Annotated in this window: 20 protein-coding genes and 1 pseudogene; 10 read left to right on the top strand and 11 right to left on the bottom strand. The window is 73.9% G+C overall.

Annotated features, from left to right (window positions below; all coding sequences use genetic code 11):
- Positions 1-70: 70 nt before the first annotated feature.
- Entirely contained in the window at positions 71-1,615 is a 1,545-nt protein-coding gene (locus AQJ66_RS00430; protein WP_061914631.1) for an acyl-CoA carboxylase subunit beta, read from the top strand.
- An 11-nt stretch (positions 1,616-1,626) separates the two neighbouring features.
- Entirely contained in the window at positions 1,627-1,842 is a 216-nt protein-coding gene (locus tag AQJ66_RS00425; protein ID WP_061914628.1) for an acyl-CoA carboxylase epsilon subunit, read from the top strand.
- 90 nt (positions 1,843-1,932) lie between these two features.
- Here AQJ66_RS00425 and AQJ66_RS40905 read toward each other — a convergent pair.
- The 3 genes and pseudogenes from AQJ66_RS40905 to AQJ66_RS00415 all read right to left on the bottom strand — a co-directional run.
- A pseudogene (locus AQJ66_RS40905) lies at positions 1,933-2,196 on the bottom strand (DUF6299 family protein); the annotation flags it as partial.
- Positions 2,197-2,260: 64 nt separating this feature from the next.
- Positions 2,261-2,659, bottom strand: a complete 399-nt coding sequence (locus tag AQJ66_RS00420; RefSeq protein ID WP_061914624.1) for a RidA family protein — start codon at positions 2,657-2,659, stop codon at positions 2,261-2,263.
- Positions 2,656-3,816 (bottom strand): acyl-CoA dehydrogenase family protein, encoded by a 1,161-nt coding sequence (locus AQJ66_RS00415; RefSeq protein ID WP_061914621.1) that lies wholly within the window; start codon positions 3,814-3,816, stop codon positions 2,656-2,658. The genes AQJ66_RS00420 and AQJ66_RS00415 overlap by 4 nt, the downstream gene beginning before the upstream one ends.
- Positions 3,817-3,974: 158 nt before the next feature.
- Here AQJ66_RS00415 and AQJ66_RS00410 point away from each other — a divergent pair, with 158 nt between their 5' ends.
- A complete protein-coding gene (locus AQJ66_RS00410; protein WP_061914618.1) occupies positions 3,975-5,564 on the top strand; it encodes an AMP-binding protein in 1,590 nt (529 codons plus the stop codon).
- Between the two features lie 15 nt (positions 5,565-5,579).
- Complete coding sequence (locus AQJ66_RS00405; RefSeq protein ID WP_061914616.1) at positions 5,580-6,398, top strand: PaaX family transcriptional regulator; 819 nt, start codon at positions 5,580-5,582, stop codon at positions 6,396-6,398.
- A gap of 13 nt (positions 6,399-6,411) precedes the next feature.
- Here the strand turns inward: AQJ66_RS00405 and AQJ66_RS00400 are convergent, their stop codons facing one another.
- Genes AQJ66_RS00400 through AQJ66_RS00390 form a run of 3 tightly spaced genes read right to left on the bottom strand, consistent with a single transcriptional unit; the run spans position 6,412 to position 10,122 of the window.
- Positions 6,412-6,975: a hypothetical protein gene (locus AQJ66_RS00400; RefSeq protein ID WP_061914613.1), complete on the bottom strand. Its 564-nt coding sequence runs from the start codon at positions 6,973-6,975 to the stop codon at positions 6,412-6,414.
- Positions 6,972-9,293: a bifunctional salicylyl-CoA 5-hydroxylase/oxidoreductase gene (locus AQJ66_RS00395; RefSeq protein WP_061914610.1), complete on the bottom strand. Its 2,322-nt coding sequence runs from the start codon at positions 9,291-9,293 to the stop codon at positions 6,972-6,974. The genes AQJ66_RS00400 and AQJ66_RS00395 overlap by 4 nt, the downstream gene beginning before the upstream one ends.
- A gap of 1 nt (position 9,294) precedes the next feature.
- Entirely contained in the window at positions 9,295-10,122 is an 828-nt protein-coding gene (locus AQJ66_RS00390) for an enoyl-CoA hydratase family protein (protein ID WP_061914607.1), read from the bottom strand.
- Positions 10,123-10,419: 297 nt separating this feature from the next.
- Between AQJ66_RS00390 and AQJ66_RS00385 the strand changes: the two genes are divergently transcribed.
- Complete coding sequence (locus tag AQJ66_RS00385; RefSeq protein ID WP_079059996.1) at positions 10,420-10,923, top strand: ATP-binding protein; 504 nt, start codon at positions 10,420-10,422, stop codon at positions 10,921-10,923.
- Here AQJ66_RS00385 and AQJ66_RS00380 read toward each other — a convergent pair.
- The 3 genes from AQJ66_RS00380 to AQJ66_RS00370 form a co-directional block, all read right to left on the bottom strand.
- Positions 10,883-12,328, bottom strand: a complete 1,446-nt coding sequence (locus AQJ66_RS00380) for an amino acid permease (protein ID WP_061914604.1) — start codon at positions 12,326-12,328, stop codon at positions 10,883-10,885. The two genes, AQJ66_RS00385 and AQJ66_RS00380, sit on opposite strands and share 41 nt — an antisense overlap.
- A gap of 98 nt (positions 12,329-12,426) precedes the next feature.
- Positions 12,427-13,434, bottom strand: coding sequence for an ornithine carbamoyltransferase (gene argF / locus AQJ66_RS00375; protein WP_061914601.1), 1,008 nt, complete (start codon positions 13,432-13,434; stop codon positions 12,427-12,429).
- Between the two features lie 87 nt (positions 13,435-13,521).
- Positions 13,522-14,745 carry an arginine deiminase gene (locus AQJ66_RS00370; protein ID WP_061914598.1) on the bottom strand — a complete coding sequence of 408 codons (1,224 nt, stop codon included), beginning with the start codon at positions 14,743-14,745 and terminating at the stop codon, positions 13,522-13,524.
- 147 nt (positions 14,746-14,892) lie between these two features.
- On the opposite strand from AQJ66_RS00370, the gene AQJ66_RS00365 reads away from it, so the two are divergent.
- The 5 genes from AQJ66_RS00365 to AQJ66_RS00345 all read left to right on the top strand — a co-directional run bounded on the left by AQJ66_RS00365 (position 14,893) and on the right by AQJ66_RS00345 (position 18,732).
- Positions 14,893-15,696, top strand: coding sequence for an alpha/beta fold hydrolase (locus AQJ66_RS00365; protein ID WP_061914595.1), 804 nt, complete (start codon positions 14,893-14,895; stop codon positions 15,694-15,696).
- Positions 15,693-17,021, top strand: coding sequence for a PP2C family protein-serine/threonine phosphatase (locus tag AQJ66_RS00360; RefSeq protein ID WP_107118822.1), 1,329 nt, complete (start codon positions 15,693-15,695; stop codon positions 17,019-17,021). Before AQJ66_RS00365 ends, AQJ66_RS00360 begins: the two co-directional genes overlap by 4 nt.
- On the top strand, positions 17,018-17,356 hold the full coding sequence (locus AQJ66_RS00355) for an STAS domain-containing protein (RefSeq protein ID WP_061914589.1): 339 nt from the start codon (positions 17,018-17,020) through the stop codon (positions 17,354-17,356). The genes AQJ66_RS00360 and AQJ66_RS00355 overlap by 4 nt, the downstream gene beginning before the upstream one ends.
- Positions 17,357-17,431: 75 nt before the next feature.
- Positions 17,432-18,331 carry an NAD-dependent protein deacetylase gene (locus AQJ66_RS00350; RefSeq protein WP_061914586.1) on the top strand — a complete coding sequence of 300 codons (900 nt, stop codon included), beginning with the start codon at positions 17,432-17,434 and terminating at the stop codon, positions 18,329-18,331.
- A gap of 149 nt (positions 18,332-18,480) precedes the next feature.
- Entirely contained in the window at positions 18,481-18,732 is a 252-nt protein-coding gene (locus tag AQJ66_RS00345) for a DUF5133 domain-containing protein (RefSeq protein ID WP_061914583.1), read from the top strand.
- Positions 18,733-18,759: 27 nt separating this feature from the next.
- Here AQJ66_RS00345 and AQJ66_RS00340 read toward each other — a convergent pair whose 3' ends face one another.
- The gene (locus AQJ66_RS00340; protein WP_167359134.1) at positions 18,760-20,877 is read right to left on the bottom strand and encodes a RiPP maturation radical SAM C-methyltransferase; all 2,118 of its coding nucleotides are present in this window, start codon (positions 20,875-20,877) and stop codon (positions 18,760-18,762) included.
- Between the two features lie 2 nt (positions 20,878-20,879).
- Positions 20,880-21,023: a hypothetical protein gene (locus tag AQJ66_RS38710; RefSeq protein ID WP_159052513.1), complete on the bottom strand. Its 144-nt coding sequence runs from the start codon at positions 21,021-21,023 to the stop codon at positions 20,880-20,882.
- Positions 21,024-21,111: the final 88 nt, after the last annotated feature.

Below are 21,111 nucleotides of genomic sequence, written 5' to 3'. Positions count from 1 at the left end.
GGCCCTCGGTGCGCGGCCCGCACCGGCGGCCCACCTGACGTCCCATCACTTCGCACCAGCAGGGGGAGACATGAGGTCCCAGGTCGAGGAACTGGCGGGCATCCGCGAGCGCGTGCTCGCCGGCCCCGGTGAGAAGGCGACCGCCGCCCAGAAGGCCAAGGGCAAGCTCACCGTGCGGGAACGGATCGCCCTGCTGCTGGACGAGGGGTCGTTCCACGAGGTCGAACCGCTGCGCCGGCACCGGGCCACCGGGTTCGGGCTGGAGGCCAGGAAGCCGTACACCGACGGCGTCGTCACCGGCTGGGGCACGGTGGAGGGCCGCACGGTCTTCGTCTACGCCCACGACTTCCGGATCTTCGGCGGCGCACTCGGCGAGGCCCACGCGGCGAAGATCCACAAGATCATGGACATGGCCCTCGCGGCGGGCGCGCCCCTGGTCTCGCTGAACGACGGGGCCGGCGCCCGCATCCAGGAGGGCGTCACCGCGCTGGCGGGCTACGGCGGGATCTTCCGGCGCAACACGGCGGCGTCCGGGGTCATCCCGCAGATCTCCGTGATGCTCGGCCCGTGTGCCGGGGGCGCCGCCTACAGCCCCGCGCTCACCGACTTCGTGTTCATGGTCCGCGAGACCTCGCAGATGTTCATCACCGGCCCGGACGTGGTCAAGGCCGTCACGGGCGAGGAGATCACCCAGAACGGGCTCGGCGGCGCCGACGTGCACGCGGAGACCTCCGGCGTCTGCCACTTCGCCTACGACGACGAGGAGACCTGCCTGGAGGAGGTGCGCTACCTGCTCTCCCTGCTGCCCCGCAACAACCGCGAGACCCCGCCCGCGGTGCCCTGCGACGACCCGGCGGACCGCCGCTGCGAGACGCTGGCCGACCTGGTGCCGGCCGACGGCAACCGGCCGTACGACATGGCCCGGGTCATCGAGGAGATCGTCGACGACGGCGAGTACCTGGAGGTGCACCAGCGCTGGGCCCGCAACATCATCTGCGCGCTGGCCCGGCTGGACGGGCAGGTCGTCGGGATCGTCGCCAACCAGCCGCAGACCCTGGCCGGCGTGCTGGACATCGAGGCGTCCGAGAAGGCGGCCCGCTTCGTGCAGATGTGCGACGCGTTCAGCATCCCGATCGTCACCCTGCTCGACGTGCCCGGCTTCCTGCCGGGCGTGGGCCAGGAGCACGGCGGCATCATCCGGCACGGCGCGAAGCTGCTGTACGCCTACTGCGACGCGACCGTGCCGCGCATCTCCCTGATCCTGCGCAAGGCCTACGGCGGCGCCTACATCGTCATGGACTCCCAGTCGATCGGCGCCGACCTCACCTACGCCTGGCCCACCAACGAGATCGCGGTGATGGGCGCGGAAGGCGCCGCGAACGTCATCTTCCGCCGCCAGATCGCCGAGGCCGACGACCCCGAGGCGCGCCGCGCGGAGCTGGTCAAGGAGTACAAGGCCGAGCTGATGCACCCGTACTACGCGGCCGAGCGCGGCCTCGTGGACGACGTCATCGACCCGGCCGACACCCGCGGCGTCCTCATCGGCGCGCTGGCGATGCTGCGCACGAAGCACGCCGAGCGCCCCGCGCGCAAGCACGGCAACCCCCCTCAGTGACGGAGGTCCCCATGTCCGCATCCCCCGCCCCGGCCCCCGCCGCCTCCCCCACGGCGCCGATCCGCGTCGAGAAGGGGGAGGCCACCGCCGAGGAACTGGCCGCCCTCGCGGTGCTGCTGTTCAGCCGCAGCGCCCAGGCCGGTCCCGGCACCGAACTCGGCTCCCCCGGCACCGCGTCCTGGCGTCCGCACCCCTTCCACGCCCCGCACAGCTGGCAGCGCACCTGACGACCGCGGGCGTCGCTTCCCGGCGGGCGGGACGTCCCGCTCCTTGACGGCGTGGACGTCGGGCAGCCCCGACAGGACGCCGTCCGCGCGCAGTTCGGCGACCGTGGCCCGCACGTGGGCCGTGCCGGCCGCGAAGGGCTTCGGCGGGACGGTGCCGGAGTCCTCCCAGCGGTGCGTGGCGCCGTCGCGGACGGCCCCGGTGCCGCCGATGCCGTACGTGACCCGGCCGTCGCCCCGGCTGATCGAGGAGCCGACGAAGACGGGGCCGCCGTCCCGGTGACGCGGCCCAGGGCGTCGGCGGTCACGGTGTCCGTGCCGGACGGGCGGGCCGCGGCCGGGCCGGCGACGGCGCACAGCAGGGCGACGGCGCCGACACGGGGTGTCTCCCGCTGGTCGTCCCGCGCCCGCCGCGCGGGCCTCACGGCAGGACGGCGAACCCGTCCAGCTCGACGAGTGCCCGCTCGTCCCAGAGGCGTACGACCTCGACGACCGCCATCGCCGGGTAGTCCCGCCCGGCCAGGTGCCGCCAGATCCGGCCCAGCCGGGCGGCGTGGGTGCGGTAGGCGGCGACGTCGGTGGCGTAGACGGTGACGCGGGCGAGGTCGGCGGGGGCGCCCCCGGCCGCGCGCAGGGCGGTGAGCAGGTTGGTGAGCGCCGTCTCGAACTGCTCGGGCAGGGTGGCGCCGGTGACCTTGCCGTCGGCGTCGAGGGCGGTCTGCCCGGCCAGGAACACCAGCCGGGTGCCGGACGCGACGACGGCGTGCGAGAAGCCGGTGGGCGGGGACAGGTCGGGCGGGTTGACGCGCTCGGTCGTCACCGGGTCTCCCTCTCACGTTGCCGGGCGTACAGCTCCTTGGCGATGATGCCGCGCTGGACGTCGCTGGCGCCCTCGTAGATCCGTGGGGCGCGCACCTCGCGGTAGAGGTGTTCGAGCAGGTGGCCGCGGCGCAGGGCGCGGGCGCCGTGCAGCTGGACGGCGGTGTCGACGACGTACTGGGCGGTCTCCGTGGCCAGCAGCTTGGCCATCGCGGCGCGGCCGGGGACGCCGGGGGCGCCCTGGTCGTACGCGGTCGCCGCCGCGTACACCATCAGCCGGGCCGCCTCCGTGCGCAGTGCCATCTCGGCGACCTGGTGGGAGACGGCCTGGAGGGCGCTGAGCGGCCCGCCGAAGGCCTCCCGCCGGCCGGTGTGCGCGAGCGTGGCGTCGAGTGCCGCCTGGGCCATGCCGACCGCGAACGCGCCGACGCTGGGCCGGAAGAGGTTCAGGGTGCCCATGGCGACGGCGAAGCCCCGGTCGACCTCGCCGAGCACGTCGTCCTCCGTGACCGGCACGCCGTCGAAGTCGAGGGACCCGATGGGGTGCGGGGACAGCATCTCCAGGGCACGGCCCGTCAGGCCGGGCCGGTCGGCGGGCACGAGGAACGCGGTCACCCCGCGCGCCCCGGCGCCGGGAGTGGTCCGGGCGAAGACGGTGTAGAAGTCGGCCTCGGGGGCGTTGGAGATCCAGCACTTCTCCCCGGTGAGCCGCCAGCGCCCGGGGCCGCCCGGCCCGCCGTCCCGCGCTCCCTCCGGTTCCGCGAGGAGGGACAGTGCCGCCGCGTCGGAGCCCGCGCCCGGCTCGCTGAGGGCGAAGGCCGCCACCAGCGTGCCGTTCGTGACGCCCGGGAGCCAGCGGGCGTGCTGGGCGGGGGTGCCGTGGGCGTGGACCGGGTGGGCGCCCAGGCCCTGCAGGGCGAGGGCGGTCTCGGCCTCGGTGCAGACCTGCGCCAGGGACTCGCGCATCAGGCAGAGGTCCAGGGCGCCCGAGTCGAACAGGCGGGCGAGCAGGCCGAGGTGGCCGAGTTCGGCGAGGAGGGGCCGGTCGACCCGGCCGGGCTCGCCCTTCTCCGCCGCCGGGCGCAGCCGTTCGGCGGCCAGCCGGCGCAGTTCGGCGCACCAGGCCGTCTGTTCGGGTTCGAGTGAGAATGCGGGCACTGCCGGTCCTCCCTCCGGGGCGGCTCCCGTCGGCCCTCCCCGTCACTCCGGAGGTTATCGCGGACAGTTGACTGCCGTCACCAACACGATACGCTCGATCCACGAGCGCACCAGGACGCCCGTCTCGACGCCTGTCACGGCATTGGGGGCGAACCGCCATGCACGTCTCCGCCCATGTCGACACCTTCGCGCGCGACCACCTCCCGCCGCCGGACACATGGCCCGAACTGCGCTTCGACCTGCCGGAGCTGCGCTACCCCGAACGGCTGAACTGCGCCGCCGAGCTCCTCGGCCACGCCGACCCCGGCCGCCCGGCCTTCCACACCCCGGACGGCACCTGGACCTACGGCGAGCTGCGGGCCCGCGTCGACCGCATCGCGCACGTCCTCACCGGTGACCTGGGCGTCGTCCCCGGCAACCGCGTTCTGCTGCGCGGCCCCACCACCCCGTGGCTGGCCGCCTGCTGGCTGGCCGTGCTGAAGGCGGGCGCGGTCGCGGTGACCGTGCTGGCCCAGCAGCGCCCGCACGAGCTGGCCACCCTGTGCGGGATCGCCCGGGTCCGGCACGCCCTGTGCGACATACGGGCGGTCGACGACCTGGCGAAGGCCGAGATACCGGGCCTCTCCCTCACCACCTACGGCGGCGACGCGCCCGACGACCTGCTGCGCCGCCCGGCCCCGGACGCCCCCTACCCCGCGGTCGCCACCGCCGACGACGACGTCGCCCTCATCGCCTTCACCTCCGGCACCACGGGCCGCCCCAAGGGCTGCATGCACTTCCACCGGGACGTGCTCGCCGTCGCCGACACCTTCTCCCGCCACGTGCTGCGCCCGCACGCCGACGACGTGTTCGCCGGCAGTCCCCCGCTCGGCTTCACCTTCGGGCTCGGCGGCCTGGTGATCTTCCCGCTGCGGGCCGGCGCGAGCGCCCTGCTCCTGGAGCAGTCCGGCCCCCGGCAGCTGCTGCCCGCGATCGCCGCGCACCGGGTCTCCGTGCTGTTCACCGCGCCGACCGCCTACCGGGCGATGCTCGACACGCTCGACGGCCACGACCTGTCGTCCCTCAGACGGTGCGTGTCGGCCGGCGAGAACCTGCCCGCGGCCACCTGGCGGGCCTGGCACGAGCGCACCGGGCTGCGCGTCATCAACGGCATCGGCGCCACCGAACTGCTGCACATCTTCGTCTCCGCCGCCGACGAGCACATCAGGCCCGGCACCACGGGCGTCCCGGTGCCGGGCTGGCAGGCGCGCGTCCAGGACGCGCACGGCGAGCCGGTGCCCGACGGCGAGCCGGGCCTGCTCGCGGTGCGCGGCCCGGTCGGCTGCCGCTACCTCGCCGACCCGCGGCAGCGGGAGTACGTGCGGGGCGGCTGGAACATCACCGGCGACACCTACGTCCGCGACGTCGACGGCTACTTCCGCTACGTCGCCCGCGCCGACGACATGATCATCTCCGCCGGGTACAACATCGCCGGACCGGAGGTCGAGGACGCGCTGCTGCGCCACCCCGACGTGGTGGAGACGGCGGTCGTCGGCCGCCCGGACGAGGCGCGCGGACAGGTGGTGGTGGCGTACACGGTCCTCAGGGAGGGGGCCGCCCGCGACCCGGACGCGCTGCGCGCCTTCCTGACCGCCGAACTGGCCCCGTACAAGTGCCCCCGCGCGTTCGTCTTCCTCGACGCGCTCCCCCGCACGGCCACCGGCAAGCTGCAGCGGTTCCGGCTGCGCACCGCGGGTGACCGGCAGTGATGCCGACGACCTAAAATGATCAACGTGTCCGAGCAGCACGCCCCCAGGTCCCTCATCGTCACGCTCTACGGCGCGTACGGCCGCTTCGTGCCCGGCCCGGTGCCCGTCGCCGAGCTGATCCGGCTCCTGGCCGCGGTCGGCGTGGACGCGCCGTCCGTACGCTCCTCGGTGTCCCGGCTCAAACGCCGCGGCCTGCTGCTGCCCGCCCGCACCGGGTCCGGCGCGGCCGGCTACGCGCTCTCCCCCGAGGCGGTCCAGTTGCTGGACGACGGCGACCGCCGCGTCTACGCCACGACGCCCCCCGAGGACGAGGGCTGGGTCCTGGCGGTGTTCTCCGTGCCCGAGTCGGAGCGGCAGAAGCGGCACCTGCTGCGCTCCCGGCTGGCCGGCCTGGGCTTCGGCACGGCGGCGCCCGGGGTGTGGATCGCCCCGGCCCGGCTGTACGAGGAGACGCGGCACACCCTGCGCCGCCTCGCCCTCGACCCGTACGTCGACCTCTTCCGCGGCGAGCACCTCGGCTTCGCCCCCACGGCCGAGGCCGTCTCCCGCTGGTGGGACCTGGCCGCGATCGCCAAGGAGCACGAACGCTTCCTGGACGCCCACGCCCCCGTCCTCGGCGCCTGGGAGCACCGCGCGGACACCCCGCCCGAGGAGGCCTACCGGGACTACCTCCTCGCCCTGGACTCCTGGCGCCACCTGCCGTACACCGACCCCGGCCTGCCGGCCCGCCTGCTTCCCGCCGGCTGGCCCGGCGCCCGCTCGGCGGAGGTGTTCCGGGGCCTGCACGAGCGGCTGCGGGACGCCGGGGCCGAGTTCGTGGGCGCGGCGGCCTGACGACAGGGGGCGTTCACACGGTGCAGCGGCAGTACAGGCTCGCCCCGGCGGCCCCGGCGCGGCGGGCCAGGCCGACGAACAGGCGGACGGCGGCCTGCGCGTCGAGGAAGTCGGCGAACCGGACCTCCTCGATGTCGTACCACTGCAGCGCGAGCATGGGCTCCGCCTCCTCGTCGACCGCCGCGAGGGTGTCCCGCCAGCCGTCGGGCAGTTCCTGCAGCACCAGCCCCGTGTCCCAGGGGGAGGCGACCCCCGGCGGCGCCTGCCGGCCGTAGGGCCAGGCGACCGGGTCGGGCCAGACCATCTCGGGCTCGGCGACGCTGCCGAACGGGATGCCCTGGGCGAAGCCGACGAGCTTGCCGAGCACGACGTTCGGGTCCATGCCCTTGGCGTCGAACCAGTCCGCGCCGGCCTCGTCCAGGGACCGCGCCGCCGGCCCGCCGCCACCGGGTCCGATCGCCCGGTCGACCGCCGTGGCCCGGTCGGCCGCGTGGAAGTAGTCGTACAGCACGCCCATGAGTTCTCCGTCCGCCTGCGCTGCGACCGAGTACACCAGACGGAACCGGCCGGCGGTCAACGGCCGAGTGTCAGGCGGGGTTTGGGGGCGTCCGTGCGTCCGGTGCGCGGGCGGCGGCTGCCGGCCCGGTAGGGCGCCGGCCATACGGCGCCGGGCCCTTCGTAGCCCTGCTCGGCGGCCGCGTGCAGGGTCCAGTTCGGGTCGTACAGGTGCGGCCGGGCCAGTGCGCACAGGTCGGTGCGCCCGGCCAGGATGAGGGAGTTGACGTCGTCCCAGGAGGAGATCGCGCCGACGGCGATCACCGGGACGCGGGCCTCGTGCCGGATGCGGTCGGCGAACGGCGTCTGGTACGACCGCCCGAACTCCGGCCGCTCCTCGGCCACCACCTGCCCGGTCGAGACGTCGATCGCGTCGGCGCCGTGCGCGGCGAAGGCCCGGGCGATGGCGACCGCGTCCTCGGCGGTGGTGCCGCCCTCGGCCCAGTCGGTGGCGGAGACGCGCACGGTCATGGGCCGCTCGGCGGGCCACACCGCGCGTACGGCGTCGAAGACCTCCAGGGGAAAGCGCAGGCGCCTGTCCAGCGAGCCGCCGTAGGCGTCGGTGCGCCGGTTGGTGAGCGGGGAGAGGAAGCCGGAGAGCAGGTAGCCGTGCGCGCAGTGCAGTTCGAGCAGGTCGAAGCCGGCCCGCGCGGCCCGGACGGCGGAGGCGATGAACTGCTCGCGTATGTCCGTCAGCTGGGCGCGGGTGAGTTCCCGCGGAGTCTGGCCGTCCGGCTTGTAGGGCAGCGGGGAGGCGGCGACGAGCGGCCAGTTGCCCTCGGGCAGCGGCTCGTCCATGCCCTCCCACATCAGCTTGGTGGAGCCCTTGCGGCCGGAGTGGCCGAGCTGGACGCCGATCGCGGTGCCGGGCGCGTTCGTGTGCACGAAGTCGGTGACGCGCCGCCACGCCTCGGCCTGGCGGCCGGTCCACAGGCCGGTGCAGCCGGGGGTGATCCGGCCCTCGGGGCTCACGCAGACCATCTCGGTCATCACCAGGCCGGCCCCGCCGAGGGCGCGGGCGCCCAGGTGGACGAGGTGGAAGTCGCCGGGGAGGCCGTCGGCCGCGCGGTACAGGTCCGTCGGGGACACCACGACCCGGTTGCGCAGGGTCAGGCCTCGCAGCCGGAACGGGGTGAACATCGGGGGCGTGCCGGGCGGGCAGCCGAACGCGCGCTCCACGGCCCCGGTGAAGTGGGCGTCCCGCAGCCGCAGGTTGTCGTGGGTGACCCGGCGGCTGCGGGTGAGGAGGTTGAAGGCGAACTGGCGGGGCGGCTGGCCGAGGTAGAGGTCCAGGTTCTCGAACCACTCCAGGCTCGCCCGGGCGGCCCGCTGCGTGGAGGCGACGACGGGTTTGCGCTCCTCCTCGTAGGCGGCCAGCGCCGCGTGGACGTCCGGCTGTTCCTCCAGGCAGGCCGCCAGGGCGAGGGCGTCCTCGACGGCGAGCTTGGTGCCGGAGCCGATGGAGAAGTGCGCGGTGTGGGCCGCGTCGCCGAGGAGGACGACGTTGCCGTCCGACCAGTGCGCGTTGACCACGGTGCGGAAGGTGGTCCAGGCGGAGTCGTTGGAGCGCAGGGGGCGGCCGCGCAGCGCCTCGGCGAAGATCTTGGCCGAGCGGTCGATGGTCTCCCGGGTGCCGAGTTCGTCGAAGCCCGCCGCCCGCCACACCTCCTCGCGCATCTCGACGATGACGGTGGAGGCGCCTGATGCATGCGGCGGCCCGCAGGGCCTCGTTGAGGGGTGGTGGTCGGGAGACGGGTGGGCATAGGGGTAGCCGTGGAGCTGCATCACGCCGTGCTCGGTCTCGGCGATCTCGAAGCGGAAGGCGTCGAAGGGGAAGTCGGCGGCGAGCCAGATGTAGCGGCACCGGTGCTCGGTCACCTGGGGGCGGAACGCCCCGGCGCGTGCCGCGCGGGTGGTGCTGTGCACCCCGTCGGCGGCGATGACCAGGTCGTGGGTGGCGGCGAGCAGGCCGGCCTCGGGAGCCTGCTCGCACAACCGTATGTCGACGCCGAGGGAGCGGCAGCGCTCGTGCAGGATCCGCAGGAGGCGGCGGCGGCCGAGCGCGGCGAATCCGTGGCCGCCGGAGCGGTGCCGTACGCCGCGGTGCACGATGTCGATGTCGTCCCACCGCACGAACTCGCGCTGGAGGGCCTGGTAGACCACCGGGTCGGCGTGCTCGATGCCGCCGAGTGTCTCGTCGGAGAGGACGACGCCGAAGCCGAAGGTGTCGTCGGGGGCGTTGCGCTCCCAGAGGGTGATCTCCCGGGTGGGGTCGAGGCGCTTGAGCAGGGCCGCGGCGTACAGGCCGCCGGGACCGCCGCCGATCACGGCGACCTTCATGTCACCTCCCGCGCCACTTCGGCGGGCGCTTCTCGGTGAACGCCGCGTGGAACTCGGCGTAGTCCTCGCCGTTCATCAGCAGCGCCTGGGTGGAGGCGTCGAGTTCGACGGCCGCCGCCAGCGGCATGTCCAGCTCGGCGGTGAGGAGGGCCTTGGTCTGGGCGTAGGCCAGGGCGGGGCCGTCGGCCAGCCGGCGGGCCAGGGCGGCGGCCGCCTCGTCGGCATGGCCCTCGGGCGCCAGTTCGCTGATCAGGCCGATGCGCTCGGCCTCGGCGGCCCGGACCGGTTCGCCCAGCATCAGCAGGCGGGTGGCGTGGCCGAGGCCGACGACGCGCGGCAGGAGGTAGGCCGCGCCCATGTCGCCGCCGGACAGGCCGACCCGGGTGAAGAGGAAGGCGAAGCGGGCCGAGGGGTCGGCGACGCGGAAGTCGGCGGCCAGGGCGAGGACCGCGCCCGCGCCCGCCGCCACGCCGTGGACGGCCGCGACCACCGGGAACGGGCATTCCCTGATCGCCCGCACCACCTGGCCGGTCATCCGGTTGAAGTCGAGCAGCCGGGCGGTGTCCATGGACAGGGTCTCGCCGATGATCTCGTCGACGTCGCCGCCGGAGCAGAAGCCGCGGCCCTCGCCGGCCAGCACCAGGGCGCGGACCGAGCGTTCCCGGGACAGCTCGGCGAGCAGGTCCCGCAGGTCGGCGTAGGCGCCGAAGGTGAGGGCGTTGAGCCGGTCGGGGCGGGCGAGGGTGACGGTGGCGACCCCGTCGGCGCGCTGGACCCGCAGGTGCTCCCAGTGCGGGGTGGGGGCGGCGGAGCCGGTGAAGGGACTCATGACGTGCGGCCTCCTAGGGGGGCGTGCCTCACGTTGCTCTCCCCCGAAGCTATCACCTGTTCGTGACCGTCGTCACGATGGCGCGACAGCATGTTCCCGGTCCGGCCCGGTCCCGTCCGTTGCGTCACCGATCGGCCACGGCGCCGTAACAAGGGGCACCGGTGCGGGAGGCGGGGCGTTCGCCCGGGTAGGCCGCCCGGTGGCGGGGCCGGAGGCCGGCCCCGTGCGGTGCCCGACGACGGCTTCCGTGGCCGGGCCCGTACCATTCCTACAGTCGAAAGCAGGACAACCTGCTCCATGAACGGACTCGCCTTGCACGAACGCCCCGCCCGCCCGTCGCCCGACCACCACCCCTCATCGGGTCACTTCGTGACGCCCCTTTGCGCTGCCTCCTGGCGCATCGCGCTGCCGCACACCACCGCGGCGGTGCCCGTGGCGCGCGCCCTGGTCCGGACGGCTCTGGCCGAGGTGGAGCACCCGGCCGACTGCGACACGGCCGAGCTGCTGACGGCGGAGCTGGTGGCCAACGCGGTGGAGCACACCGCCGGGCGCGGCCCGATAGAGCTGGTGGTGGAGCTGAAGCCGACCGGCTGCCAGGTCGAGGTGCACGACGCGGACCCGGCGCCGCCCGGCCATCTGACCCGTCCGGTGATCGAGGAGCCCGACGTCTGGCAGGAGGGCGGGCGCGGGCTGCTGCTGATCCGCGCCCTCAGCTCGTCCTGCGGTCACCGCCCGACCCCGACGGGCAAGGCGGTGTGGTTCAAACTGCCTGCAATTCCGGGTCAGCGGCGTCCGCTGTGACCCCGGGGGCCGTCCGGCCCAGCGTGGAGTGCCGGCGGCCGTAGGCGGCGTAGACCAGCAGGCCGACCGCGAGGAACACGGCGAACTGGATCCAGGTCCGCCAGCCGGTCTCGTACATCAGGTACAGGCAGAAGCCGACCCCGAGCAGCGGCCCGACGGGGTACAGCGGCGCCCGGAAGCTGCGGTTCAGGCCCGGTTCGCGGCGGCGCAGGGCGATCACCGCGATGTTCACGACGGCCATGATCGCGAGCGTGCCGACGGTGCACAGGTTCATCACCGCGTCGAGGGAGGCGAAGGCCGCCGGGACGGCGAAGACGACGGCGACGATCAGCGTGCCGGCCACCGGGGTGGAGGTGCGCGGCGAGACCTTCTCGAAGACGCGCGGGATCAGTCCGTCCCGGGACATCGACATCAGGATGCGGGTCTGGCCGTACATCACGGCGAGGACGACCGAGGCGATGGCGATGACCGCGCCGAAGGCGATGACACCGCCGCCGACGGCGGAGCCGGTGACCTCGTTGACGACGTACGACAGCGCGGCGGGACGGCCGGCGACCTGCCGGCCGCCGATGGCGCCGATCGCGGCGAGCGCGACCGCGCAGTACAGCAGCGTCACGATGCCCATGCAGACCATGATCGCGACCGGGATGTCCCGGCGGGGGTTCTTCGCCTCCTCGCCGGCGGTGGTGATCGCGTCGAAGCCGATGTAGGAGAAGAACGCGGCCGTGGTGCCGGCGCCGATGCCGCCGAGGCCGGCCGGGGAGAACGGGGTGAGGTTGCCGTCCTTGAAGGCGCTGTAGCCGACGGCGCAGAAGGCCAGCAGGATGACGAGCTTCACCGCGGCCATGACGGCCGTGGCCCGGGCGCTCTCGCGCACCCCGCGCACCAGCAGCACCGAGGCCATGGCGATGACGATCACGGCCGGGAGGTTGATGATCCCGCCGTCGCCGGGCCCGGCGGACAGGGCCTGCGGGAGCTGGAGGCCGGTGAGGCTGTGCAGCAGCTCGTTGACGTACTGGCTCCAGCCGACCGCGACGGCGGAGATGGAGACGCCGTACTCCAGCAGCAGGCACCAGCCGACCAGGAAGGCGGTGGACTCGCCGAGGCCGGCGTAGGCGAAGGAGTACGAAGAGCCGGAGACCGGGATCGCGCCGCCCAGCTCGGCGAAGGAGAAGGCGGTGAAGACGCAGGTGATCGCGGCGAGGACGAAGGAGACGACGACGGCCGGGCCGGCCTGGGCGACGGAGTCGGAGAGGCCGACGAAGATGCCGGTGCCGACGATGGCGCCGACGCCGAAGCAGATGAGCTGGAAGAGGCCCATCGTGCGCCGCAGACCGTGGCCTTCGCGGTCGGCGCCGGATTCGGCGATGAGCGCGGCGGGGGACTTGATGCGGGGAGCGGGCATGCGGGTGGTGCTCGTTTCTGGTGGTGCGGGCGGCCGGGGTCGGTCGCGGCGGCGGACCGGAAGGGGTGGCTCCGGGCCGCCGCTCAGGATAATTCGGGTCAGGCCAGCGTGGCGACCAGCACGGCCTTGATGGTGTGCAGGCGGTTCTCGGCCTCGTCGAAGACGACGGAGTGCGCGGACTCGAACACCTCGTCGGTCACCTCCAGGGAGGTCAGGCCGTGGCGCTCGAAGATCTCCCGCCCGACCTTGGTGCCGAGGTCGTGGAAGGCGGGCAGGCAGTGCAGGAACTTCACGTCCGGGTTGCCGGTGGCCCGCAGCACGTCCATCGTCACGGCGTACGGCGCGAGCGCGCCGATCCGGTCGTCCCAGACCTCCTTCGGCTCGCCCATGGACACCCAGACGTCGGTGGCGACGAAGTCGGCGCCCGCCACGCCGCCGGCGAGGTCCTCGGTGAGGGTGATCCGGGCGCCGCTCGGCCCTGCGAGCTCCTGGGCCCGGTCCACGACCTCCTGGGCGGGCCAGTAGGACTTCGGGGCGACGATGCGGACGTCCATGCCGAGCAGGGCGCCGGTGACGAGGTAGGAGTTGCCCATGTTGAAGCGGGCGTCGCCCAGGTAGGCGAAGGCGATCTCGTTCAGCGGCTTGCCGCTGTGCTCGGTCATGGTGAGCACGTCGGCGAGCATCTGGGTGGGGTGCCAGTCGTCGGTGAGGCCGTTGTAGACGGGCACGCCGGCGTGGGCGGCCAGTTCCTCGACCTTGGCCTGGCTGTCGCCCCGGTACTCGATGGCGTCGAACATCCGGCCGAGGACGCGGGCGGTGTCCTTCACGGACTCCTTGTGCCCGATCTGCGAGCCGGAGGGGTCGAGGTAGGTGGTGCGGGCGCCCTGGTCGGCGGCGGCGACCTCGAACGCGCAGCGGGTGCGCGTCGAGGTCTTCTCGAAGATCAGCGCGATGTTCCTGCCGCGCAGGGTCTGCGTCTCGGTCCCGGCCTTCTTGGCGGCCTTCAGCTCCGCGGCCAGCTCGACCAGGCCGCGGAACTCCTCACCGGTGAAATCCAGCTCTTTGAGGAAGTGGCGGCCGGCGAGGGCGGTCGGGACTGTCGCCATGGGGGCGCTCCAGGGGTACGGGTGGACTGACTCTGGAATTCTATACGACCTCCGGCATTTATATACAGCCGTCCCGAGTCCCCTCGGTCACACCGCATCCCGCTGGACGGGGCAGCTCATGCACCGCGGACCGCCCCTGCCCCGGCCCAGCTCGCTGCCCGGGATCTCGATCACCTCGATGCCCTGCTTGCGCAGGTGGGTGTTGGTGGTGGAGTTGCGCTCGTAGGCCACGACGACACCGGGCTCGACCGCGAGGACGTTGCAGCCGTCGTCCCACTGCTCCCGCTCGGCCGCGTGCACGTCCTGCGTCGGGGTCAGCACCCGGATCTCCCCGAGGCCGAGCGCGGCGGCGATCGCGCGGTGCATGTGCTCCGGCGGATGGTCGGTGACCTTCAGTTCCCGCTCGCCGACCCCCGGCTCGATGGTGTACGAGCGCAGCATGCCGAGCCCGGCGTACTGGGTGAAGGTGTCGCCGTCGACCATGGTCATCACCGTGTCGAGGTGCATGAAGGCGCGCCGCTTGGGCATGTCGAGCGCGACGATGGTGCGCGCGGAGCCCGCCGCGAACAGCTTGTGCGCCAGCATCTCCACGGCCTGCGGGGTGGTGCGCTCGCTCATCCCTATGAGCACGGCGCCGTTGCCGATCACCAGCACGTCGCCGCCCTCGATGGTGGAGGGGTGGTCGGCCTGCCCCTGGGACCAGACGCGGAACGTCTCGTCGCGGAAGAGCGGGTGGTGCCGGTAGATCGCCTCGAAGTGCACGGTCTCGCGCTGCCGGGCGGGCAGGCGCATGGCGTTGATGGCGACCCCGTCGTAGATCCAGGCGGAGGTGTCGCGGGTGAAGAGGTGGTTGGGCAGGGGCCGCAGCAGGAAGTCGTCGAGGTCCATGACGTGGAACCGGACGGAGGTCGGCTCCGCGTGCCCCTGCAGGAACTCCCGCTTGGTCATCCCGCCGACCAGGGCCTCGGACAGCTCCCGGGCGGGCAGCTTCTCGAAGGCGGCCCGCAGCGGGTCGGTGGCGAGCGGGCCGTACTCCTTCTCGTCGAAGACCCGGTCGAGGACGAGGGCGCGGGCCTCGGGGATCTCCAGGGTCTCGGTGAGCAGGTCGCCGAAGAGGTGGACCGCGACCCCGCGGTCGCGCAGGACGTCGGCGAACCCGTCGTGCTCGGCGCGCGCCCGGCGCACCCACAGCACGTCGTCGAAGAGAAGGGCGTCCTTGTTGCTGGGCGTGAGCCTTTTGAGCTCGAGGTCGGGCCGGTGCAGGATCACCCGGCGCAGCCGCCCGGCCTCGGAGTCGACGTGGTATGCCATGCCTCCATCCTGGCCGCAGCCGCCCCCCTTCACGCCCCTCTCGGCGGTTTTCGCCGGTGCCCGTCCGGGCGGGGCCGGGCACCGGGCCGCGCCCGGCGGGGCGGCGCCGTGCCGGAGTACCGGCCGGGGCCTGAGAGACTGGCCGGTATGGATGTAACCCGCAGGAACAACGTCACCGTCACCGGCGACCCGCAGGGGCCGGCGGTGGTGCTGGCCCACGGGTTCGGCTGCGACCAGAACATGTGGCGGGCGACGGTGCCCGCCCTGGCCCGGGACCACCGGGTCGTGCTCTTCGACTACGTGGGGTCGGGCCGCTCCGACCCGTCCGCGTTCTCGGAGAAGCGTTACGCCTCCCTGGACGGGTACGCCCGCGACGCGGTGGAGGTGTGCGAGGCGCTCGACCTGCGCGACGCGGTGTTCGTCGGGCACTCCGTCAGCGCGATGATCGGTGTCCTCGCGGCCCGCACGGCCCCGGAGCGGATCGGCGCGCTGGTCATGGTGGCGCCGTCGCCGCGCTACCTCGACGACGACGGCTACCGGGGCGGGTTCAGCGCGGCCGACATCGACGAGCTGCTGGCGTCCCTGGAGTCGAACTACCTGGGCTGGTCGGCCGCGATGGCACCGGTGATCATGGGGAACCCGGACCGGCCCGAACTGGGCGACGAACTGAGGAACAGCTTCTGCGCCACCGACCCGGACATGGCGCGCGTCTTCGCCCGGACCACGTTCCTGTCGGACTCCCGCGACGACCTCAAAAGCGTGCGGGTGCCCACCCTGGTCCTGGAATGCACCCAGGACGTCATAGCGCCCCGGGAGGTCGGCGCCTTCGTCCACGCGGCGATACCCGGCTCGACCCTGGTCACCCTCGACGCGACCGGCCACTGCCCGCACCTGTCCGCGCCCGAGGCCACCAACGAGGCGATCACCACCTTCCTCGCGGGCCTGCGATGATGTGCCCGGCCGACCAGCAGCCGGACCCGCAGGACCCCGACACCGGCGCCGGGGCCGACGCCGGGGCCGGCAGGCTCGCGGACACGGCGTCGTTCGCCGCACTGCTGGAGGACAGCGCCGAGGACCTGTACGAGTCCGCGCCGTGCGGGTACCTGTCCACGCTGATGGACGGCACCGTCGCGAAGATCAACACCACGCTGCTGGACTGGCTCGGCCTGGAACGCGAGGCGGTGGTCGGCCGGATGCGCTTCACCGACCTGCTGACCGTGGGCGGCAGGCTGTACCACGAGACGCACTTCGCGCCGCTGCTGCGGATGCAGGGCGAGCTCAGCGGGATCGCCCTGGACGTCAGGCGGGCCGACGGCGGCCGGATGCCGGTGCTGGTGTCCTCGGCGGTCAAGCACGGCAGCACCGGCGAACCCCTGCTGATCCGCACCACCCTCTTCGACGCCCGGGAGCGCCGCGCCTACGAGGAGGAGCTCCTGCGCGGCCGCAAGGCGGCCGAGGAGGCGCGCCGGCAGGCGGAGGCCGACCGCACCCGGCTGCAGGAGGCCCTCGCCGTACTCCAGCAGTCGCTGCTGCCCGACAGCCTGCCGGCCGTCCCCGGGGTGGAGACGGCCGCCCACTACCACACGGCCTCCCCCGACCGGCTCGGCGGCGACTTCTACGACGTCTTCCCCGTCGACGGCACACGCTTCGCCTTCTTCCTCGGCGACGTGTGCGGCAAGGGCCCCCAGGCCGCCGCGCTCACCTCGCTGACCCGCTACACCCTGCGCGCCGCCGCCCTGCACGACCCCGGCCCCGTCGCCGCCCTGACCACCCTGAACAAGGTGCTCTACGAGCGCTACTCGGGCAGCGGCGACCCGCGCTACTGCACCGCCGTCTACGGCACGCTCGAACCCGACCCCGCGACCGGCCGGGTCGCCGTCCACCTCGCCGCGGGCGGGCACCCCCCGGCCCTCGTCCTGCGCGCCGACGGCACGGCCGGCTACCTGCCCACCCCCGGCGGCCTCCTCGTCGGCGTCGTGCCCGGCGCGCACTTCACCACCGCCAGCGCCACCCTCGGCCCCGGCGACACCCTGCTGCTCTACACCGACGGGCTCACCGAGGCCCGCACCGGCGACGACCGTACGGGCCTGTACGGGGACGAGGCCCTGCTCGCCTTCGCCACCGGCCTGGCGGGCCGGTCCCCGCAGGCCGTCGTGGGGGCCCTGACCGGCCTGCTGGCCTCCTTCGGCGACGGCCTCGACGACGACACCGCCCTGCTCGCCCTCGGTGCCCCCGCCCACCCCGCCGCCCGCCCTCCGAGGAGAGGCCCCGCATGAGCCCGCTGGCGATCACCACCCGAGACGCCACGACCGGTCCCGTCCTGGAGATCATCGGCGAACTCGACTACGCCAACGCCGACGAGTTGCGCGAGCGGCTCACCACACTCGACCTCCGGCCGGGGCAGCGCCTCGTCATCGACCTGTCCGGCATGGAGTTCTGCGACTCCAGCGGCCTCACCGCCCTGATCAACGCCCGCAACCACGCACACGCCGCCCAGGCCGACATCGCGCTCGCCGCGGTCCCGGCCCACACCCTGCGCGTGCTGCGCATCGTCGGCCTCGACCAGATCTTCGCGGTCTATCCCGACCGGGACAGCGCGATCGGCTCCTGAAGCGGTGCCCGGGGCGGTGAACCGATGAGCGCGAGCGGCAAGGCGGCCGGAACACCCGTTCCGTACCCTGGCGGCATGCGCATGCGCCCCACCCTGACCTGGACGCCCACCGAGGACCTGCCGCCCGGCACCACCGACCTGCGGCCGGTCGCCGACGCGCTGGGCGGCGGCGGGGTGCTGGTGCTCAGCGGGGCGGGCATCTCCACGGAGTCGGGCATCCCCGACTACCGGGGCGAGGGCGGCAGCCTGAGCCGGCACACCCCGATGACCTACCAGGACTTCACCGCCGGTGCCCAGGCCCGGCGCCGGTACTGGGCGCGCAGCCACCTCGGCTGGCGCACCTTCGGCCGGGCCCGCCCCAACCCCGGGCACCGGGCCGTGGCCGCGTTCGAGCGGCACGGCCTGCTCTCGGGTGTGATCACCCAGAACGTCGACGGCCTGCACCAGGCCGCCGGCAGCGACGGCGTCGTGGAACTCCACGGGAGCCTGGACCGGGTCGTCTGCCTCTCCTGCGGCGACGTCAGCCCGCGCCGGGAGCTCGCCCGGCGGCTGGAGGAGGCCAACCCGGGCTTCGATCCGGTGGCCGCCGGCATCAACCCGGACGGCGACGCCGACCTCACCGACGACCAGGTCGGGGACTTCCGCGTGGTGCCCTGCGCGCTCTGCGGCGGCATCCTCAAACCGGACGTGGTGTTCTTCGGCGAGGCCGTTCCGCCGCAGCGGGTCGAGCACTGCCGCGCGCTGGTCCGCGAGGCGGCCTCGCTGCTGGTCCTGGGCTCCTCGCTGACGGTGATGTCGGGGCTCCGGTTCGTCCGCCAGGCGGCCGAGGCCGGCAAGCCGGTGCTGATCGTCAACCGGGACCCGACCCGGGGCGACCGGCACGCCCTCACCCGCGTCGCGCTCCCCCTCGGCGCGGCCCTCACCGCCGTGGCGGGCCGGCTGGGCGTCTCCCTTGACGGTGGGTCAGCCGTCTGAGACGCCAGGCATGACGTGAGCCTGGCGGGGCACACGGATGCACGGAGCATCCATCTGCTCCGTGTCGACTGTCGTGCCACCCCGTGGGTGCGCGCTGCGTTGATGTGCGGGCCGCGTCGACGGCCCGTCCGACGAGGGAGGTTGTCGCTGTGTTGCTGCCTGCGGAGAAGGAACTGCGTGCGGTGCTCGCCCGCTTCGCCGACGCCCGTTTCCGCCACGACCTGCAGCCCACCGGCCACTCGAGCCGAGAGCTCGAGGACACCTCCTACACGCTGTGCGTCATGACCGGCACCCAGACGGTGGACGAGGCCCTGGCCGCCGCCGACGCCCTGCTGGAGCGGATGACGGCGGACCGCAGGGCGGTCACCACCACCAGGGCGACGCAGACCCTGGCCGCCTGACCGCCCCCGCGTCCCGGGACGTTCAGGTCAGATCGCCGTGCAGGGGACCGGCCAGCGCCGGATGCGCGGGGGAAGGGCGACCGCCCGGCCGGCCTCCACCCGCACCAGGCGCTCGGCCGTGAGCAGCCGTACGGCCTCCCGCTGGACGGGGTCCAGCGTGTCGAGCGGGGTCGGCTCGGCGAGCAGGTCGAAGGCGGCGACGAGAGCGGGATGGTCCAGGGTGAGCCGGACCGCCGTGCCGGGCTCCCTGCGGTCCATGACGGTGACGAAGCCGGGACCGCGCCGGTGGTAGAGGACGCCGTCGGCGCCGTCCGGCAGCCGGTCCGGCTCGCCCCAGGTGGGCAGGGCGACGTAGGTGCCGCCGTCGCGGAACAGCAGCCCCAGCGCCAGCGCGTGCCGCACCCACTCGGCCAGTGAGTCCGCCGGGACCGGGTGGCCGTCGGCGGCGAGCAGCCGGTGCAGGGCGGCCACCGTGCGGCCGTCCTCCAGGCGGCGCAGGGCCGCGGCCCGCCAGCCGGTGAACCGGTGGGTGGCGGCCGGCCAGCCGTGCCGGCGATCGTGCACCAGCAGGTCCGCGCCGTCCTCCTCGAACAGCAGCCGGGACTGCGCGTGCCCGGCCCGCCAGGCGGCGACGGCCTCCCCCAGCCGCTGCTCCGCGGCTCCCCCGATCCCCGCGTCGTCGGTGTCGAACAGGTAGACCAGGTCCGCGAGTTCGCTCTCGGGCAGGTCGTAGACGTGGCTGTACATCCGGGCCGGCCGGCGCTTCCGGAAGCCCAGCTCCAGGTCGGTGAAGTGCGGGCTGAAGCGCTCCAGCTGGATGCGGTGGGCGCCGCTCGGCGGCTGGAGGTGGACGAGGGCGGCCAGCTGGCCGACGACGGGTGCGTAGTCCTCCGCCGTCTCGCCGGGGAAGCCGTACAGCAGGTTCCAGGAGCAGGTCAGCGCGTGGTTCTCGCACTCGCGCAGGGTCCGGACGTTGCGGGCCGCGGTGACGCCCTTGTCCATGAGGTCCAGGACCCGGCTGCCCAGGCTCTCGATGCCCGGCTGGATGTGGACGGTGCCGGAGTCGGCGAGGAGCCTGAGCTGGTCGGGGGTGAGGTTGGACTTGACCTCGTAGTGCAGCCGCAGGTCCCAGCCGCTCGCGGCCGCGCGGGGCAGGAAGTCCCGGAAGTGGGCCATGTCGAGGATGTTGTCGACGGTGACCACGTCGAGCAGCCGGTGCCGGCGGACCAGCCGGTCGACCTCCGCCCACAGCCGCTCCCCCGGTTTGGCCCGGAAGGCCATGGCGGAGCCGTTGAGCCCGCAGAAGGTGCAGTGGTGCTTCTCGCCCCACCAGCAGCCCCGGGCGCCCTCGACGACCAGCTTGGGGTGGACGAACTCCCGCACCGGGGAGGCGTCCAGGGCCTCCTGCCACTGGTCGTAGTCGGGCGAGGGGATGTCGGCGGGCGCCACGGTCCGCCGGGTCTCGGTGTTGGCCCGCGGCACGGGCCCGTCCCACCAGCACAGGCCGGGCACGTCCACGGGCGCGGTCCCCGCCTCCAGGTGCCGCAGGAGGGCCGGGAAGGCGTACTCCGCCTCGCCGCGCACCACGTGGTCGACAAAGGGGTGGTTGCGGTGCAGGGCGTGGCCCATCGGCCCGTCGCAGTTGCTGCCGCCGAGGACCACCGTCAGCCCGGGCCTGCGGGACTTGAGTTCACGGGCGAGGGCGAGGGAGGAGACGTTCTGCATGAACGTGGTGGTGAACCCCACGACGTCCGGCTCGGCCGCCAGGATCTCGGCGGCGCAGGCGGCGGTGAACGCGGCCGCGTGGGGGCGCATGGCGAGGGCGGTGGCTACGGGGACGTCCCGGTCGGCCGCGTAGGCGCGCAGCCGGTCCAGGCCCCAGCCGGGGTCGTCGTACAGGACGCCGGAGAAGACCCAGTCGCCGAGCCCGTGGAAGATCGCGTCGCTGCCGACCTCCACGTAGTCGCCCGGCCGGAGCGCGCCCGCGGAGTGCTCCAGCAGGAACTCCGCCCAGCGCAGCGAGCCGTGGAACTCGGTCACCTCGGTCCCGGGCCGGGTCCGGCGCACCAGCCGGTTCAGCAGACCCAGTTGCAGGGACGGCAGGTCGAGCGGCTGCCAGGGCATCGTGACCAGGTGGAGGCGCATGGTCAGCAGGTCGGCCGCTTCTCCAGGATCGCCGGCCGGCGGGTGGTGCCGCGGTCCTCGCGGACCACGGTCTTCCTGATCTCCATGCCCACCACCGTCACCGCCCCCTGCGGCTGCGCGTCCTGCACGTCCTGCGCGTCGTCCACGGTCCCCCCTCCCCGGGTGCGCGGACACCCCCGTGCCGCACGGCCGTCCACCCTATGGACGTATCCGTGTGCGGCACAAGGGCGTTCC

The organism is Streptomyces bungoensis, assembly GCF_001514215.1.
Lineage (GTDB): Bacteria > Actinomycetota > Actinomycetes > Streptomycetales > Streptomycetaceae > Streptomyces > Streptomyces bungoensis.
The sequence above is the reverse complement of the archived record's forward strand: the minus strand, read 5'-3'. Positions and strand labels throughout refer to the sequence as shown.

Coding starts and splice junctions, on each gene's coding strand:
- AQJ66_RS00430 (WP_061914631.1), top strand. CDS start 71: ATGAGGTCCCAGGTCGAGGAACTGGCGGGCATCCGCGAGCGCGTGCTC.
- AQJ66_RS00425 (WP_061914628.1), top strand. CDS start 1,627: ATGTCCGCATCCCCCGCCCCGGCCCCCGCCGCCTCCCCCACGGCGCCG.
- AQJ66_RS00410 (WP_061914618.1), top strand. CDS start 3,975: ATGCACGTCTCCGCCCATGTCGACACCTTCGCGCGCGACCACCTCCCG.
- AQJ66_RS00405 (WP_061914616.1), top strand. CDS start 5,580: ATGATCAACGTGTCCGAGCAGCACGCCCCCAGGTCCCTCATCGTCACG.
- AQJ66_RS00395 (WP_061914610.1), bottom strand. CDS start 9,293: ATGAAGGTCGCCGTGATCGGCGGCGGTCCCGGCGGCCTGTACGCCGCG.
- AQJ66_RS00390 (WP_061914607.1), bottom strand. CDS start 10,122: ATGAGTCCCTTCACCGGCTCCGCCGCCCCCACCCCGCACTGGGAGCAC.
- AQJ66_RS00385 (WP_079059996.1), top strand. CDS start 10,420: ATGAACGGACTCGCCTTGCACGAACGCCCCGCCCGCCCGTCGCCCGAC.
- AQJ66_RS00380 (WP_061914604.1), bottom strand. CDS start 12,328: ATGCCCGCTCCCCGCATCAAGTCCCCCGCCGCGCTCATCGCCGAATCC.
- argF (WP_061914601.1), bottom strand. CDS start 13,434: ATGGCGACAGTCCCGACCGCCCTCGCCGGCCGCCACTTCCTCAAAGAG.
- AQJ66_RS00370 (WP_061914598.1), bottom strand. CDS start 14,745: ATGGCATACCACGTCGACTCCGAGGCCGGGCGGCTGCGCCGGGTGATC.
- AQJ66_RS00365 (WP_061914595.1), top strand. CDS start 14,893: ATGGATGTAACCCGCAGGAACAACGTCACCGTCACCGGCGACCCGCAG.
- AQJ66_RS00360 (WP_107118822.1), top strand. CDS start 15,693: ATGATGTGCCCGGCCGACCAGCAGCCGGACCCGCAGGACCCCGACACC.
- AQJ66_RS00355 (WP_061914589.1), top strand. CDS start 17,018: ATGAGCCCGCTGGCGATCACCACCCGAGACGCCACGACCGGTCCCGTC.
- AQJ66_RS00350 (WP_061914586.1), top strand. CDS start 17,432: ATGCGCATGCGCCCCACCCTGACCTGGACGCCCACCGAGGACCTGCCG.
- AQJ66_RS00340 (WP_167359134.1), bottom strand. CDS start 20,877: ATGCGCCTCCACCTGGTCACGATGCCCTGGCAGCCGCTCGACCTGCCG.